The sequence below is a fragment of the Brevundimonas sp. LM2 genome (assembly GCF_002002865.1).
GTDB lineage: Bacteria > Pseudomonadota > Alphaproteobacteria > Caulobacterales > Caulobacteraceae > Brevundimonas.
The window spans coordinates 1663502-1678464 of the sequence record NZ_CP019508.1; the positions used below are offsets into that span (position 1 = coordinate 1663502).

At 64.6% G+C, this 14963-nt stretch carries 18 protein-coding genes; 10 read left to right on the top strand and 8 right to left on the bottom strand.

The window, feature by feature from the left end; translation table 11 throughout:
- Positions 1-389 precede the first annotated feature (389 nt).
- Positions 390-2678, top strand: a complete 2289-nt coding sequence (locus BZG35_RS08170; RefSeq protein ID WP_077355189.1) for an AAA family ATPase — start codon at positions 390-392, stop codon at positions 2676-2678.
- A 188-nt stretch (positions 2679-2866) separates the two neighbouring features.
- On the opposite strand, the gene BZG35_RS08175 is transcribed toward BZG35_RS08170, so the two are convergent.
- A complete protein-coding gene (locus BZG35_RS08175; RefSeq protein ID WP_077355190.1) occupies positions 2867-3736 on the bottom strand; it encodes an ImmA/IrrE family metallo-endopeptidase in 870 nt (289 codons plus the stop codon).
- Positions 3733-4038 (bottom strand): helix-turn-helix domain-containing protein, encoded by a 306-nt coding sequence (locus BZG35_RS08180; protein ID WP_216351896.1) that lies wholly within the window; start codon positions 4036-4038, stop codon positions 3733-3735. The genes BZG35_RS08175 and BZG35_RS08180 overlap by 4 nt, the downstream gene beginning before the upstream one ends.
- Positions 4039-4167: 129 nt before the next feature.
- On the opposite strand from BZG35_RS08180, the gene BZG35_RS08185 reads away from it, so the two are divergent.
- The 4 genes from BZG35_RS08185 to BZG35_RS08195 all read left to right on the top strand — a co-directional run bounded on the left by BZG35_RS08185 (position 4168) and on the right by BZG35_RS08195 (position 5422).
- Positions 4168-4389, top strand: coding sequence for a DUF2188 domain-containing protein (locus BZG35_RS08185; protein WP_077355192.1), 222 nt, complete (start codon positions 4168-4170; stop codon positions 4387-4389).
- Between the two features lie 56 nt (positions 4390-4445).
- Positions 4446-4706 carry a hypothetical protein gene (locus BZG35_RS08190; RefSeq protein WP_077355193.1) on the top strand — a complete coding sequence of 87 codons (261 nt, stop codon included), beginning with the start codon at positions 4446-4448 and terminating at the stop codon, positions 4704-4706.
- A gap of 7 nt (positions 4707-4713) precedes the next feature.
- On the top strand, positions 4714-4884 hold the full coding sequence (locus tag BZG35_RS17910; protein ID WP_171981909.1) for a hypothetical protein: 171 nt from the start codon (positions 4714-4716) through the stop codon (positions 4882-4884).
- 61 nt (positions 4885-4945) lie between these two features.
- Complete coding sequence (locus BZG35_RS08195) at positions 4946-5422, top strand: hypothetical protein (protein ID WP_077355194.1); 477 nt, start codon at positions 4946-4948, stop codon at positions 5420-5422.
- Between the two features lie 93 nt (positions 5423-5515).
- Here the strand turns inward: BZG35_RS08195 and BZG35_RS08200 are convergent, their stop codons facing one another.
- Positions 5516-6724, bottom strand: coding sequence for a DNA cytosine methyltransferase (locus tag BZG35_RS08200; protein ID WP_077355195.1), 1209 nt, complete (start codon positions 6722-6724; stop codon positions 5516-5518).
- 187 nt (positions 6725-6911) lie between these two features.
- On the opposite strand from BZG35_RS08200, the gene BZG35_RS08205 reads away from it, so the two are divergent.
- The gene (locus tag BZG35_RS08205) at positions 6912-7418 is read left to right on the top strand and encodes a hypothetical protein (RefSeq protein ID WP_150125976.1); all 507 of its coding nucleotides are present in this window, start codon (positions 6912-6914) and stop codon (positions 7416-7418) included.
- The gene (locus BZG35_RS08210) at positions 7415-8377 is read left to right on the top strand and encodes a DUF4928 family protein (protein WP_077355197.1); all 963 of its coding nucleotides are present in this window, start codon (positions 7415-7417) and stop codon (positions 8375-8377) included. Before BZG35_RS08205 ends, BZG35_RS08210 begins: the two co-directional genes overlap by 4 nt.
- 162 nt (positions 8378-8539) lie before the next feature.
- On the opposite strand, the gene BZG35_RS08215 is transcribed toward BZG35_RS08210, so the two are convergent.
- A complete protein-coding gene (locus BZG35_RS08215) occupies positions 8540-9064 on the bottom strand; it encodes a group II truncated hemoglobin (RefSeq protein ID WP_371454827.1) in 525 nt (174 codons plus the stop codon).
- Between the two features lie 204 nt (positions 9065-9268).
- Between BZG35_RS08215 and BZG35_RS08220 the strand changes: the two genes are divergently transcribed.
- Both BZG35_RS08220 and BZG35_RS17620 read left to right on the top strand, forming a co-directional pair.
- A complete protein-coding gene (locus tag BZG35_RS08220; protein WP_077355199.1) occupies positions 9269-9646 on the top strand; it encodes a VOC family protein in 378 nt (125 codons plus the stop codon).
- Between the two features lie 284 nt (positions 9647-9930).
- Positions 9931-10311 carry a hypothetical protein gene (locus BZG35_RS17620; RefSeq protein WP_150125977.1) on the top strand — a complete coding sequence of 127 codons (381 nt, stop codon included), beginning with the start codon at positions 9931-9933 and terminating at the stop codon, positions 10309-10311.
- Between the two features lie 451 nt (positions 10312-10762).
- On the opposite strand, the gene BZG35_RS08225 is transcribed toward BZG35_RS17620, so the two are convergent.
- On the bottom strand, positions 10763-11140 hold the full coding sequence (locus BZG35_RS08225) for a VOC family protein (RefSeq protein ID WP_077355200.1): 378 nt from the start codon (positions 11138-11140) through the stop codon (positions 10763-10765).
- A gap of 454 nt (positions 11141-11594) precedes the next feature.
- Here BZG35_RS08225 and BZG35_RS08230 point away from each other — a divergent pair, with 454 nt between their 5' ends.
- A complete protein-coding gene (locus tag BZG35_RS08230) occupies positions 11595-11837 on the top strand; it encodes a hypothetical protein (protein ID WP_077355201.1) in 243 nt (80 codons plus the stop codon).
- Between the two features lie 94 nt (positions 11838-11931).
- Here BZG35_RS08230 and BZG35_RS08235 read toward each other — a convergent pair whose 3' ends face one another.
- The 3 genes from BZG35_RS08235 to BZG35_RS08245 all read right to left on the bottom strand — a co-directional run bounded on the left by BZG35_RS08235 (position 11932) and on the right by BZG35_RS08245 (position 14919).
- Positions 11932-12909, bottom strand: coding sequence for a serine protease (locus BZG35_RS08235; protein ID WP_077355202.1), 978 nt, complete (start codon positions 12907-12909; stop codon positions 11932-11934).
- 8 nt (positions 12910-12917) lie between these two features.
- Positions 12918-14408 (bottom strand): hypothetical protein, encoded by a 1491-nt coding sequence (locus BZG35_RS08240; RefSeq protein ID WP_150125978.1) that lies wholly within the window; start codon positions 14406-14408, stop codon positions 12918-12920.
- Between the two features lie 127 nt (positions 14409-14535).
- A complete protein-coding gene (locus tag BZG35_RS08245) occupies positions 14536-14919 on the bottom strand; it encodes a DUF6491 family protein (RefSeq protein WP_077355204.1) in 384 nt (127 codons plus the stop codon).
- Between the last annotated feature and the right edge of the window lie 44 nt (positions 14920-14963).

Here is a 14963-nt window from a genome sequence, read left to right on the forward strand (position 1 = left end):
TCGAACGCCGCAAGGCAGACGACGGCGATCATCTCGTCGTCCGCTTGTCGCCAGAAGCCCGCCCCGCTGCCCGTCCGCAAAGATTTCGGGGCCACGACGTCCGCTATGAGCCACTTCGGCCGGCCGTCGCCTGGTAAGCCTTCAAAGGGCCGGGCGTAGCCGTTGGCCGTACAGCGATCTAAAGCTTCGGACGTGACCGCCGCAAGGCATGGGGGCTGATGCCCTTTGCACAGGCATGACTGACTCTGGCTCATTGCGGCGGTTCGGAGTGACCGCTTTGTGCTTGTCCAGCGAAGTCGATCAGCAACAGGCATCTTGGTCGCGAGGTCCACCTCCAGTGGCTGGCATGTTGCTCGCGCCGCGCGCTAAGGTAGCGGCGGGAGGGCCAAATGCTTCAAAGAATAATCGGCATCCGTAACGTCGGTCGTTTTCGGAGTTCGGCCGCCCAGCCGAATCCTCAACTGTCTCGCCACGCGTTCATCTTCGGGCCGAATGGTTTCGGCAAGACGACCTTGTGCGCGGTGCTCAGATCTTTGGAGCGGAACGAAGCGGCGCTGGTGGTAGGCCGCAAGACGCTCGGCGTAGACGCGGCGCAGCAGGTTAACTTGCTATGGTCCGGCGCACAGCGGACGTTCCAGAATGACGCTTGGCCGGGACCTGAGCCGAAGCTCTCCATCTTCGATGGGACCTTCGTCGCGGAGAATGTCCACAGCGGGGACCTAGTCGACGTCGCCAATCGGCGGAATTTGTATCGCGTCGTCGTCGGCCGGAATGGCGTGGGTCTAGCGCGGGAGGAGGCGCGGCTGGCAGAAGCGGGGAGAGCGCTCACGCAGGCCGCGACCGCCGCCGAACGCAGGCTGGAGCCGATGGCTGCCGGCCTCGCCGCCCAAGCCTTCGACCAACTGCCAGCGGATGACGAGCTGGCCGCCAAACTTGCCGACGCGCGTGCCGCGCTGGTCGCGCAGCAGCAGTCGGCGCAGATTCGAGAGCGCGCTGGCCTGCAGGCGGTAACGCTCCCGACGTTGCCAGCGCACTTGAGGGAGATGGTGGGCCGCACAATCGACGGTGCCGACCCGGCGGTCGAGCAACGCGTCGGCGCGCATCTGGCCCGTCACAGGTTCGGCGACGACGGGGAGCGCTGGCTCGAGCATGGGCTTCGTCATTTGACGGACGAGGACGACTGCCCGTTCTGTGCCCGGGACGGTGTCGGTGGGCTGCCTCTGGTTCAATCCTATGGGGCGTTGTTCGGAGAAGCTTATCGCGGCTTGCGAGATGAAATCGAGACGCTCGGACAACATATCGATTTGCAGTTCGGAGCCGAGGTCTTTGCCGAGCTTAGGGCGTCGGCGATCGCGAATGGCGCGGCTCGTCAGTTTTGGGGCCAGCATTGCGACTTGGGCGAGGATTTGCCCGCGTTGGCCCAGCTGCGGGACGCTTATTTGAGCGTCCATCACAAACTGCGGAGCGTTGTGGAGCGCAAAGCGGCCCGGCCGCTCGAGGTCATTGATCGGGAGGGGGATATCGCCGAGATCGCAGAGGAGATCAATGCGATCCGAGGCCAGCTAGCGGCCTACAACCGGGCCGTCGATCGGGCCAACATCACTATTGAGACGACCCGTGCACGAACTGCGGCTGCGGATGAGGCCGTCTTGCGCCGGGCGATTAGCGATTTGGAACGGGTGGCTCGCCGGCATGGTCAGGAGGGAATCGAGGCGAGCCGGGCGTGGCGCGAGGCCGTAGAAGCGCGGACGGCGAATAATGCCGCGAAAGCGGCCGTGCGAGCCCAGCTGGAGGAGCATTGTCGCCAGGTCGTCAAACCTTATGAGCAACGCATCAACCACTTCTTGCATCTCTTCAACGCCGGCTTCGAGATCGTCGACGTCGACCACGCCTATCCTGGCGGCCTTGCGACCTGCACCTACCGACTGCGGATCGATAACGTCGAGGTGGCTTTAGGCGACGGCCGGACGGGCGATGATCGTCAGAGCTTCAAGAACACGCTGAGTGCGGGCGACCGGACGACGCTGGCGATGGCTTTCTTCCTCGCGGAGCTGGAACGCGAGGCAGATATCGCCGAGCGCGTGGTGGTCTTCGACGACCCCTTTAACAGTCAGGATTCCTATCGGCGGCGCAACACGATTCATGAGATCATGGCCGTGGCCCGCCGTGGTGCCCAAGTCATCGTGCTCTCACACGACGCAGCCTTCTTGAAGAGCCTGTGGGACAAATCGCCGCCCGCAGAACGGTCAGCCGCGCAGCTGGACTACCATTCGGCGACGGGCACGCGGCTGACAGAGTTCGATCTCGACAACGCCTGTAGGGGCAGGGCGCAGAGCGAGCTCGACGATCTTCTGGCCTACCGCAACCTCGGGCAGGGTGAGCCGCGCGATATCATCAAGAAACTGCGGGTGGTCCTAGAAACGAAGATGCGCGATCTCTACCCGGCGAGCTTCGCTCCGGCGGACAATCTCGGCGGGATCCTAGGAAAGATCAGAGGAGGGAGTGCGGACCATCCCGCCGCCGCCCGTTACGACGAACTCGATCGGATCAACGACTACACGCAGGACTATCACCACGGCGAGGATCCACGCGGGATGCAGGAGCCGCCGCTCGATCAGCAGGAACTGCTCGGCTTCGTCGACCAGACCTTGCGTATCGCGAATGCGGTCGTGGGCTAGATCGTCGGCTCCGTCGGACCCGGACCTTGGCCGACGCCGTCTGACCGCATTATCGAGCAAGCAGGCCACAGCGGCCGGCACCGTCAGATTGCGCAGAAGGGCTACTTGCGGAGTGCTAATGACCGCTCGTCGCGTTTGGCGGCCGAAGCGGTTGCCGTGTCCCAGCCTGCAGGTCCACGGCACGCGAGCTAGAACCGCGGGCTCCAGCGCGCCAAGATGTCGTCTTCCTCTTCGTCCTCGTCGTTGGTCGGGCCGTCGGCCAAGAGCAGCATGGTCACCGCGTGCCCGTTGGCCTGCCGGAGGACCTGTTCAAGGACACGGGGTGACGGACGCCCCCACTCATGCTGAAGCCAGATCGTCCCATCCATCTCGATCCAGTCGGACGGGGCCGCAGTGCCGGCGTACGGCCTGACCTTTGTGGCGCAGTCTGAGGGAAGGCGACTTTTCCGCTCCACGGCCAGACGCGGGAAGCTCACATGCGAACGGGCGTACCGGACCACGCCGTCGTAAGAGAAGATGACGGCGCACGGCATCGAGGCCAGCTCGACGAACCGGTTCGCGGCCGCTTCCAGGCTGACGTCATAGGATCTCGCCAGCTTGCGGAGATGACCGACCTCCGGGAGGCCAAGTCGGTCCGCGTCGCGCTCAAACCAGGGCTTCGGCATGAGAATGCCCGCCGCGAAACGATTTGCTTCGGCCTCCCGCCGTTGCGCCGGTGTCGAGAACCCGCGCTCGCTGAGATGGGCTTGGGTGCACTGCTGGTTCCCGACGTGGGTGGGGATCAGGAAATGACCCAACTCATGACCGATGGTGAAGCGCCGACGGCCGCCGGGCACGCCCGGCCTGCAGAGAATGATGCCCTGGCTTTTGTCAGGATCGGTCAGCAAGGCCCCCTCGAAGGAGGTCGTGTCCAGATCCCTGATCTCGAGAATATTCACGGCCGCCGCGAGTGCCTCGATCGGAACAGGTGGCGTCCACTCAGGGTGATGCCTCAGGATCGTCTGGATCAGCCGCTCGGGAGAGCCGCAGTCCGCCAAATCCATGAGGAGCTCGCTCACGGCTTCTTCAACGCCTCGGCCATGGCGCGAACGGCCGCCCAAGCCTTGTCATCCAGCTTGCCGTCAAACTCCCGGTAGAACTGGAGGGCCGGCGCCTCTTCCGAAGGCTCGCTCTCGTCCGACAGGAACGCCACCGTCACCTTGTAATGGTCCGCGAGCCCCCGGAGCAGGTCCAAGCTCGGATTGGTGCTGTCGCCGCGTTCGAGTTGCCAGATGTGAGCCTTGGATACGCCGACGCCGTCGGCGACCTGCTGAAGCGATTGCCCGCTTTTGACCCGCAGGTCCTTGAGCTTGGTGGCCAAAGACATTCGGTCCCTCGGAAACGCTGTACAGATGAATCATACGCGCCGGAAGACGGGGTTGACAAGCGCCACGGTCGTAAACTATATCATACGTCACGTTCATCGAGAGCGGGAAGGGAGGTGAAGGAAATGGGCAAGAACCAACACGTCGTCCCCCACGCCAATGGCTGGGCCGTCCGTGGCGCGGGCAATGCGCGCGCAACCACGGTGCATCCGACGCAGGCGGAAGCGATCTCTCAGGCCCGAGGAATCGCTCAAAATCAGCAGAGCGAACTGCTGATCCACCGTCGCAACGGTCAGATCCGCGAGCGCGACAGCTTCGGCAACGATCCCTACCCGCCGAAAGGCTGAACCTCGAAAGGCCGCGTCATCCGTGACGCGGCCTTTCGGTCATCAGGAGGATATCCATGCGCTTTGAAGGCGCCATCGTTCGCGAACAAGGGATCGTCTTCGCCATCGTCGTGGTGAAGCGGCACATCCTCGACAACAACGCAGGATACAACCGGGTGGCACGCAGCTTCCAACCGGCCTTCCCCGGCATGCCCGTGGTGCTGATGGCTCAGAACCATCGGGGCGCAGCCACCTATTTCGGCCGGCCCGACATCGCGCGTTTTCTGGCCCGTGTCCCCCTCAGCGCCATTCCCTGGCGCGAGTACACCTTGAACTGAGGTCTCCATGATCAAGCCCCGTCGAATCCGCCCGCCCTGTCCGCCCAAGCCCGTCGATCGTCTGCAGAACATGCGGACGATCCGCCCCTTGGGGAAAACCAAATGGGTCCGCGCCCACTGGCGCTGGGACTACGATGGTCACGCCTGGGAGTGGGTGCTCGGGCACTGGTCGAAGTAGGGCGTGAGCCCGTCCGCATGCCGCCGAAGCGGGATGCGCGACCGTCAATGGAGACGCGGAAATGGACGGCCATAACTTCGAGAGGCTGAAGGCCCACATCCTGCCGCTGTCGCTCTCCCACGATTTCGACGTCGCTAGGCGAGAGTGGGGGCTCGTCGCGGTGGAGATCAGCGACGAGTGGGACCAGTGTCCGTGCGGCCAGGACATCAAGGAGCATTGTTACATCCGCAATCGGATGACCGGCCGCGAGACCTATGTCGGCAACGTCTGTATCAACCGCTTCATCCAGATCGACACTGGCAATCTGTTCGACGGCCTGAAGCGGATCGCAAAGGATCCGACGGCCAATGCGAACAACGATCTGATCGAGCATGCGATGCGCATGGGATATCTCTACGGCGAGAAAGAATACACCTTCCTCAAACAGACCGTGCGCAAGCGTATTCTGTCGGAGAAGCAGCTCGCCTGGAAAGTGAAGATCAACCGACGCATCGTCGCCCAGACCGTCGTCGTAAAACGCACAGCCCGGTCAAGTTAGCGTCTGGGACACGCCACCGCTTCCGCTTCTGGCGCGTTCAGGAATACGGTGGCTGTTGTAGGTGGCGCATAATCCGCGTGGCGCAGTTTGCCGCTACTCAGCCGCGATCATCGCCGGTGCGCCGTCATCCCAAGCAAGAACGGGCTCTATCAAACTGCGGGCCAGGTGGGTGACGACTGGGGCGACGACGCCGTCACCGGCGACGTGGTAGGCGTCATTGTAGCGGGCCGGCAGGACGTAATCGTCGTCCAACCCCATCAGCCGGGCGGCTTCGCGGCCGGACAGGAGTCGTGAACGGACCCGGTCGCCTTCGACCACCAGGATGATCTGGCGGGAGCTGCCGCCGGCAGGGGTGCGCAGGCAGCCGGCCACCTCGTCGAAGCGCACCTCGGCGCGCTGGACCTTGCGGCCTTGGGCGTCCGGACGGGTCCGGCGATAGACGCCCCCGACCACGCGCCGGCCCAGGGTCTGGGCGGTCTTCACCTTGGCGCGGTTGAGCGGGCTCATCATGGCCAGAAGTTTCCGCGTCTCGGCCGGCGTGTGCCAGGCGACGTCCGCCGGTTCTTCCTCGATCTGGTCGGAGAAGAGCGGCGGGGCCTCGGCCGGGACGGGCAAGGCCCACCAGACATGTTGGTCGCGCACCGCTTCGGGCAGGCCGTCGACGGCGGCTTGCAGCCGGGCCGGCGTCCAGGCCGCCTCGGGCGTATGGCTGATGGCGCCGTCTGGCAGGGCGACCGTCTCGTCGACCGCGACGATGAACAGGCGCGGACGCGATTGGGCGACGAACCGGCGGGCGTCGATGACCATGGCACCGAACCGGTAACCGGCTTCGGTGATAGCCTCGCAGATGGCGGCGAAGTCCCGGCCTTGGTTGGAGGTCAGGGCGCCGTAGACGTTCTCCAAGATCAGGGTGCGCGGCGCGCGACCCTCAGCCTTGAGCGCCGTGATCAGGAACCAGAAGGGCCAGAACGAGCCCGAGCGGGTGTGTTCGTTGTCGTTGCGTGCACCCAGGCCCTTGTTGAGTCCGGCCAAGGACAGGTCCTGACAGGGGAAGGAGCCCCAGACGAGATCGGCGCGGCCGGGCAGCTGGGTCGGTTTGACCTTGGCGACGTCGCCGCAGACCAGGTGGTCGTCACCCCAGTTGGCGGCGTAGACCGCCGCCTTCATCGGGTCGAAATCGTTGGCGAAGTCGCAGCGCCAACCCTTCAGGCCGGCTCGCGCCATGCCGCCGCCGGCGAAGAACTCAAAGAAGACGCGCTGCGCGCCTTGCGATCCGGGCGCGGGGAACGGGCTGACGGTCATGGCTCACCCTCCGAATCGGCGCACATCTTCATTCTAGTTCCACTTATGTTCCGTTAACGTCAATGCTGAAAAAGGCGAATCGGTGGACAAGGTTGCACGCTAGGCGAGCGCTGGAATGAAGACCTTCGACCTTGAGACGCCCGCCGCGCCCGATCCGGGGCGGCTCCGATGGCCCCGGCGCTGGGAAGTGTCGGGCGATGAGGCCGCGCCTGCCGGCAATCAACATTATCAGGATCTCACTGCGGCCAGCTGGGCGGATGTCTCCCGCGTGCTGGAGGTGGAGGCCGCCCTGATGCGTCGGGTCGAGGACGCCTTCGACCCAATCGGCGAGGAAAGCCAGATCGAGGCCGAACTGGACGGCCAGCGCGATGACGACGACGAAACCCCGTTGCGGGGGCTCGACCTGGGCGTCGCCTCAGCCGTTCTGGTCTTGGCCGCCGTCGGCGCAGTTCCTGTCGCCAGCTGCAACGGCGGCGCGTTTGGCCGGGTCCATCTGGGCTCCAATCCCTATGTGGCCTGCTACATCCGCCCGCGACGGTTTCTCATCGTGTCGGGTTGGGCGGTCCGGGCCGGGCTCTTGCAAGTCGTGACCGATGATGGCGTTCTCGTGCTTCATGCCCGTCGGGTGAAAGACTTCCTTCGCTTTGCGGAACTGGCCCTGACCGATCAGACCCTATCGGTGGATCGCGCATGACCGGTGATGAGTTGACTCCTCCGGCCCTCAGCGCCGAAGCCTTGGCGGATTTGGAAGCTCTAGTCGACGGCGGCCGTTTCGCCACGACGGGGCCGTTGGCGATCGCCTTGGTCGTGGTGGATCGTGCCCGGGGGCGCGACATGCCGCTGGACGCGTTCGACTTCCGGGCCGCCAACAGCGCCCAGGTCGCCGGAGCTGGCGGGGTAGCGGCTAACCGGATCCTCAGACGACATGGCGTCACCAACAGCCTGGGCAGCGAGGGTGGACGAACCAGTCGCGGCAGCATCGACCGGATGGAAGAGCTGGTCGCCCTGCTCAACCGTCGTCATGCAGCAGGGGATCTGGATCTCGACGCGGTTGAGGCCTTCTGGGTGCAGAAGGCGCGGGACTATTTCAACACCACTCCGATTGCGTTCCGGGCCGATCCGGCGCTGAGCTTGCGGATGGCCTTGCGCGAGCTCCTCGCCCAGGCCGAGCTGCGCCAGAAGTCCATGGGCGGGGTCATGATCGTGGGCGCGGTCATGCAGCATATCGTGGGGGCGGTCCTCGAGCTGTCGTTGGGGCAAGGCGGCGTGACCCATCACGGCTCCAACCAGAATGACGCCAAGGGCAGGGGCGGCGATTTCGAGCTGGAGGACGCGGTGCTGCACGTCACCAATGCGCCCACCGCTCAGCTGATCGGCAAATGCCGCGCGAACCTGGACGCCGGGGGACGGCCCGTCATCATCACCAATCCCAAGCCTCTGATCGCTGCCGAGGTACTTGCTGACGCAGAAGGGCTTGGCGGTCGGATTGAGTTCGTGGACTTCGAGCAGTTCGTCTGCGTGCAACTTTACAGCCTCGGTGGCTTCAAAGCTTTGGACGTTCGAAGCCAGCTAACGCGGCTGATCGAGATCTACAACGCGATCATCGATCAGGTTGAGCCCAGTCCCAGCCTTCGTGTCGCGCTAGGCGGGTGATAACCCCACACGCCTCACCCTTTGTGGTGATGCTTCAACCCAATCGGCGTCGGGCAATTCGGCTACAGCCAAATAGCGATCAGAATGTCCGCTTGCGGCGTTGCAGCCAATGTCCGCAGTTGGCGCCGAGCGGCCATGGAGTGGTTTTGATCCTCCGCAACATCAGCCTTTCCAAGGGCCACCGGGCGGACCCCAACCCCACACCGGCATCGGCATGGCGGGAGCAGGGTCTGCCACACCTGGAGCGGAGTTGATCACGGCAAGGCGCGTTCCCCATTCCAGGTAGCCCACAAAGGCCGCACGGAATTCAGGGTCATCGGGCAGACCCGCTTCGTCCGCGGTTTCCAGCATCAGATCGAACCAGCGTCGGCGCTGGGTTTCGGTTAAGGCGCGTTCCAGGTGCTGACCGATCATGCCGGCGTGCGAGCCGCCCGCGTCCGAGTAAGCGGCGGGACCGCCGAAGACCTCGTCGATAAAATCTGCGACGTGAGCGGCATGGCCCGGATCCATATTGGCAAAGACAGGGCCAAGAATAGGGTCCGCAGGAACCTTCGTGTAGAAGCCGCGCGTCAGTTCGGCCAAACGGTCTCGGCCTCCCAGCCATTGGCTCAAGGTGGGTATAGCTGTCCTATCGCTCATTGTTGGCTCACGCTCCTCCGCAGTACGGGATTGTCTGGCTAGCATCATCGGGCTGAAGCTGGGACAGGCTGAACTCGGCGGCGGCCTGCGTATCCAGGCCGTTCAGGCCGTCGGTCCGCCCTGCACAGGTCACCCGAGAGAGTCCTTGCCCTCAGGTATACGCATTCCGGCGAAAATGACTTTCAGGATGAAGTTCAAAGTCCGTTGCTGGCGCTTGGCGGAACCCACCAATGATTGCGTAGTTCTCGGCTGATGCTCCACCATGTCTCTCTTGGAACGTCTGATCTGGAACAGGCCGAAGCCTTTTATGACGCAGTCATGCGTGAGGTTGGGCTTAACAAGACCCTTCGGGTCGATGAAGCAATAGGATATGGCGCGGGAATTACCGTGTTCAGTCTTAACATGCCTGCCGATGGCGGCGCGGCGTCTCCGGGCAATGGGGTTCATATCGCGTTCGAAGTGGAGACGCGGACCGCGGTTGATGCCTTTTTCCGCACCGCGCTTAAGCACGGAGGGGCCGCCGATGGCGAACCTGGGCCGCGGCCAGAGTATGACCCGCACTACTACGCTGCATTCGTACGCGATCCCGACGGAAACAAGATTGAGGCTTTGACTTTCGCGGCTCACTAAGCGGGTCGCGACGGACGACGAGAGCTCTGCTCGCATCGACCCGACCGCAAGTGGTGTGCTCAGCCGATAAATGTCGCCTCTCGGCGAGGTCAACAAAGTCCCCTCTTGGCGCGGTCCCGTTCAGCGGATAGTGCCGCAGATAAGCCTAAAGCGGGACGGAAGCGCCGTTCCCCAAGATGGGGGTACGGCTGCTTAACGGCATCTTGGTCAGCAGGTTGTTCACACGGAGAATGGCTTCGTCGCGGCCGTCGTGCGAGATCGGGATCGCTTGTTGGGAGAGAACGATGTTCAGAAAGGTGACGCTCACGGCACTCGCCGGACTGGCGGCTGTCGCCTGCAGGGCTGAACCCCTTGCGCCACCGATCTCAGTCTACACACAGGCGCCAGACATACCCTCAGACGAAGCTCTCTTGGAACGGGTGACGGCATTGGTGCAAGCGGACCCGGAATGTGTCTTAGCTGACAATTTTCTGCCGCGGGAGGTCGTAGCTGTAGACCTTGGTGGTCGAACGGGCGTCATCGTCGAATGTGCAAACGGCATGGTCGACGTTTTCAGCCGCCTCTATGTCGCTGCGGGCGACGAAACGCCTGTGAAGGTGCCGCTGCTCGTGTTCGGGTTTAGCGACAGCGAAAAATGGAGTCGCGAGGATGCGCTTCCGACCTGATTTTCGATGCGGAGACGCAGGTAATATCTGCATCTGGCACGCATTGGTCGACAGGCTGTGGCTGGACAGCGAAATGGATGTGGGAACGCGAGCGCCTGGCGCTGGTCGAGATGGCTAAGGTTGGCTGCACTGCGGAAGGTGTCGGAGATGCGATCATCTGGCCGACGACGCCACCGACGCCTGAACCGACGCCTGATACGATTCCTTAGGACCGAGAGATGACGTCTGTTCGGTTAGAACCGTCGCGAACCTCCACTTTGGGTCGGGATCGTTCATATCCTCCCGGGCGAAAATCAGACTCCAGATCCGCCGCTTCGAATCAGAACCTCCACGGGCCGCTTAAGGGTCGAGTCCGGTCGTCAGCCGGACAGCCCTTGGCGGACATCTGATGGACGCTCCGCGAGCGAACGTTGTGCCGGTCGTTTCGGAGGATTAACTGTCGAAGCTATGGCTAAGCCTGCGATAAGCTCAACACATTCCCGTCAGGGTCTGTGAACCAAGCGACCTTCGCCTTGCCATCCGGCGAGGTCCACACCCCCAGCTCATCTTGACCCATGCCTTCGTAGATCGTCAGCCCGATGCCGCGCTCGCTCAACTCCTGTGCGGTAGCGAGAATGTCTGACACCTCCCAACCGAGAACCGGGTGAGGGCTAGCGATGTGGTCGGGCATGACGGTCATGCGGATCAGCCCCCCTCCCGTTTCCATGAAGTCTCCAAAATCATCAGAGCCACGGAGCGCCAAGCCAAGCTGTTCGCAAAACAGCAGCGCTCTATCGCGGTCGGTGACGTAGAGAAACGACACCGGCACGCTCGAATTTATCAAGGTCATGACGGTTCTCCGAGGAACGCAGACTACGGCCCGGGCACATTGAAGGCAACGGGCTTACTGACCAGCCCAGGCGCGGGATGTTTAGGAGTATTCACGCGCATCGCGTTAGATAGGCGACCTACTTCACTTCGTTCCAGCGTCCATCTTGCGCCGGGATCAGGGCAAGTCCCCCAGCGCGAGCGGCCTCGCGAAGCTCTTCCACCGAGGTTGAGGTATGGCCGGTGCCATACAGGCGAGACCATTCCGACCCAGGGCTGGGTCGTGTCTCAAGCTGCCAGAGCGCTCTTCCTAGATGGGTGGTCGATGGCGTGCCTCTGACAATACGAGCTTCCATGGTCACGCCATAGGTCTGCGTCTCCGTATTTGTCTATCGTGTACAGACGATTATTCGACATCCGCAAGGGGGCCTGATGGGTGTAGCTTCGGCTTGGGGTCTCGATCGTAGGAGGTGGCCATGGGCCAGCCCGAACTCTTCAGCACGCCCCGTAAACCCTGGAACGCGGGTCGGCTGACCGGCGCGAAAGCACCGCTGAAGCCAAAGCATATCTGGGCCATCCGACAGCACTTCAAATCGGTCGGAGCCGTGCGTGACCTAGCGATGTTCAACGTGGCCTTGGATGCCAAGCTCAGGGGCTGTGATCTCGTCAAACTGAGGACGGTCGGCAACGGATCGGCCGAGGTCTCGTCGATCTCATGAGCGTCGATAAGATCCCGGATAGATGCCTGTCGCCCTCGGCCCAACCCTGATCCCGGGAGTGGCCCCTTTAGCGTTGGCGACAGCCCCTCGCCACCTACCGATAAGCGTTCGCGTCTCGCAACAGATCATAGGCGTGGCCCGAAAGCCGCCGCGCCCGGTTGATCGTCGGCTCTCCATAGGTGTGGATGCCGATCACATGGCGAGCCTCGCCCAGCCGCACGAAAACCGGCGACCCGCTCATCCCCTGCCCGGTATCGAAGGTGTAATAGACAAAGTCTTCGGTCCAGTGGGACGTTCGCCCGCCATTGTAATACTGGGTGGGGGAGGGCGTCCCCTCGGCATAGCCGCAGACCTGGGCCGGCATGTTCTGAGGCGGGTCGTCGTAGCCGGCGATGCCGAACCAGCCCAGCTGGTGGCCGAGCGCGCCGTCGGCCAGCAGGATTACGCCGTAGTCGTAGTCCAGTTTGAAGCCTCGTCGCCATTGGTCGGGAAACACTACCTCCTGGATCTGGGGGGCGTTGTACCGGATCACGCCATCGAAGGCCGGCCAGGCCTTGATGTCGACGGCCCGGCCAGCCCGCGGGTGGAGCAGGTTATGCCCGGCCGTGGCCAGGGCGCGGGGCCCGACGAACCAGGCCGTGCCCAAGGCGCGTGCGCCCGTGTCGTAGCGGATGTCCAGCCGACAGATCGAGCGCCAGGGGATGGCGGTGGTGTCCGGGATCGGGACCCGGTCGTCCGGGCCGATCGTGTTCTCCGGCCGGGGGTCAGAGCACAGGTCCGGCCGCGGCTCCGGGCTCCAGGCGGAGCGGGGGTCCGGCGTCCTGGCGTCGCCCGCGAAGGCCGGCAGGCCGACGTTGCGCGCGCGAAAGGCGTTGAACCCGGGCACGGATTCCCAGGAGCCGCCGCCATTGGTCTCGACCATGAAGGGGGTGGTGCACCGGTCCGGCTCGCGGGGGCCGGTCTCGAGCGCAACAGGGTCGAGGATAAAGCCGCCGAGGGACCGATCGTCCGGACCGAACGGGGTGCGCACCTCACGGTCGTCGAGCCTTTCGGGGATTTTGTTTTTCGGCATGGCGACGCTCAGCCTGCGGGGGGTTGTGCAGCACCCGTCGCGCCGGGTGTGCCGCGCGAAGGCGGAGGGGCGGCGCCTTGTGAAGTCGCGCCCGCGCCCGCCGTCCCGGCCGCCGTGCCGGGGTTCGCCGCCGTTGCGGCGTTCGGCGTGGGCGCGGCTCCTGCCGCGGCAGGCGCAGCGGCCGGTGCGGGGCTCGAGGGCGGAGGAATGGCGCTGCCCGAGCCGAAGGCGGCTTCCACCGGCCCGAACAGAGTGACCTGGAATGGCCCCTCACGCAGCGCGGCTTCCGGCGTCGGCCTGGTCGCTGGCGTTGACCCGGGCACCGGCAGAGCGTCGCGCTTGGCCAAGGCCTCGAGCTGGGCGGTCTGGGCAGTGATCCGCGCGGTCTCAGCTTCGATCAAACCCCTGTCGGACGTCAAGCCGTCGAGCGCCCCCTTGGCGATGCCAGTGAGCAGGTTCCCGGCCGAGGTCGCCAGGCCTTCCAACTCATTGCCGCGCACCGAGCGGTAGCCGGTCAGCATACCGTTCGACAGGGTCAGCGTGTGGTCGGTGTCGGCGAACACACCACCCTGGACCGGGACCGCCACGCTCGGGGCGCCGTTGGGGACGGTCATCGCATAGGTTCCCAGCAGAATTCCGGTCTCGCGGCCGCAGGACGCCGGCGCGGGCCGCTCCGGGGCGCTCTCGCAGCGGTACACCCGCAATCGACCGGGGCGGGGCGCGCGGACGCAGACGCCCGCACCCGCGCCGCAAGCGGATGAAGCACTCATGACGTCGGAGCCGACCCACGACCATTCGAAGCCGACCCGCGTCCGCGTCACCTCATCCAGGTGACGGCGTCTGGCCGCGCGGGCGGCCGCGCGTTCGGTGGCGGCGGCGCGCTCAGCGGCGGTGGGGGCGGGAGCCCCGCGCGGGGCCACAACCTCCCCCGGCACAGGCTCGGCCCGTTCGCGCCCTGCCCAGTCCCTCAAAGCCGCAGACAGTTGCGCCGCGGCCGCGTCGCGCTCGGTGGCGTTGGTGGGGTCGAAAGCTTCGGAGCTCAAAATGCGGAACGACACGCCGCTCTCTAGTCGTCCGATGACCTGGCCAGCGGCCGTGGCGGTCTCGGGCGCGCGGCTGTCAAAGGCGGCTGTCCCCGAGGTCAGCAGGCCTTGGTCATTGACCTTGATCTCGATCGTGTCGGCCGAGAACAGACCCGGCCGTCTCGCGAGGGTCAGCGCGCCGGCCGCTGTGTCAGCGACATAGCCGGGCAGGACGGTCAGGCTGGCGTTGTTGTCGCTTTCGTTCACCGCCAGCGCGACCTCAAGGGTGACCATGGGCAGATAGTAGGGCTGGCCAGCGGAGTTCGCGCCGTTCGCCGCCGGGTCGGCGGTCAGTGAAGCGCAGGCGCTTGTCGCCACAAGAGCGGACATTACCAAGGCGGCGCGACCCATCCGCACCAGCCTCAACGCCCGCCCGACCCCATCCACACGGACGCGGTTCCACAACTGTGAAGACATATGCAACCCTCCCTTGCGACTACATAGAGGGTCGTCGAACACGCAATTGTCAATGCGGCGAAGGTCAATGAGGTGTCTTGAGCGACTGAATTCATGTGCGCGGCACCCCCCGCACAATCGACCGAACCTAGGCGGCCGGCGCTGCCGCCTGTTCGCTCACCGACGTCACCGCGCACCGCACCACCCGGCGGCTGGCGCTTGCGCGGAACAAGACCCGTGCGATACCCGGCTGGTCGCCCACACAGAGCTGGCCGGACGGCCGCGACTCCACAGCGATCACCTGGGCCCAGGCGACGTCGTCGCAGGACGGCCCACTCAGCGCCAGGTCATAGTCCCGCGCCCCGGCCGAGACCCGCACCGCGGACCCCTCAAGCTCCGAGAAGCCGCTGACCAGGCTGACGTTGAAGCACCGGCGCGCGTCGCCCGCTGAGGCCCCTGTGTCGACCGAGCCGGTCGGCGCACACCCCCCGACGGCGGCGAGCAGAACAATCAAACCCAGGCGGCGTGTCATCGACAGTCTCCCTAGCGCTTACGGTCTAAACGTCCGGGCCGCCT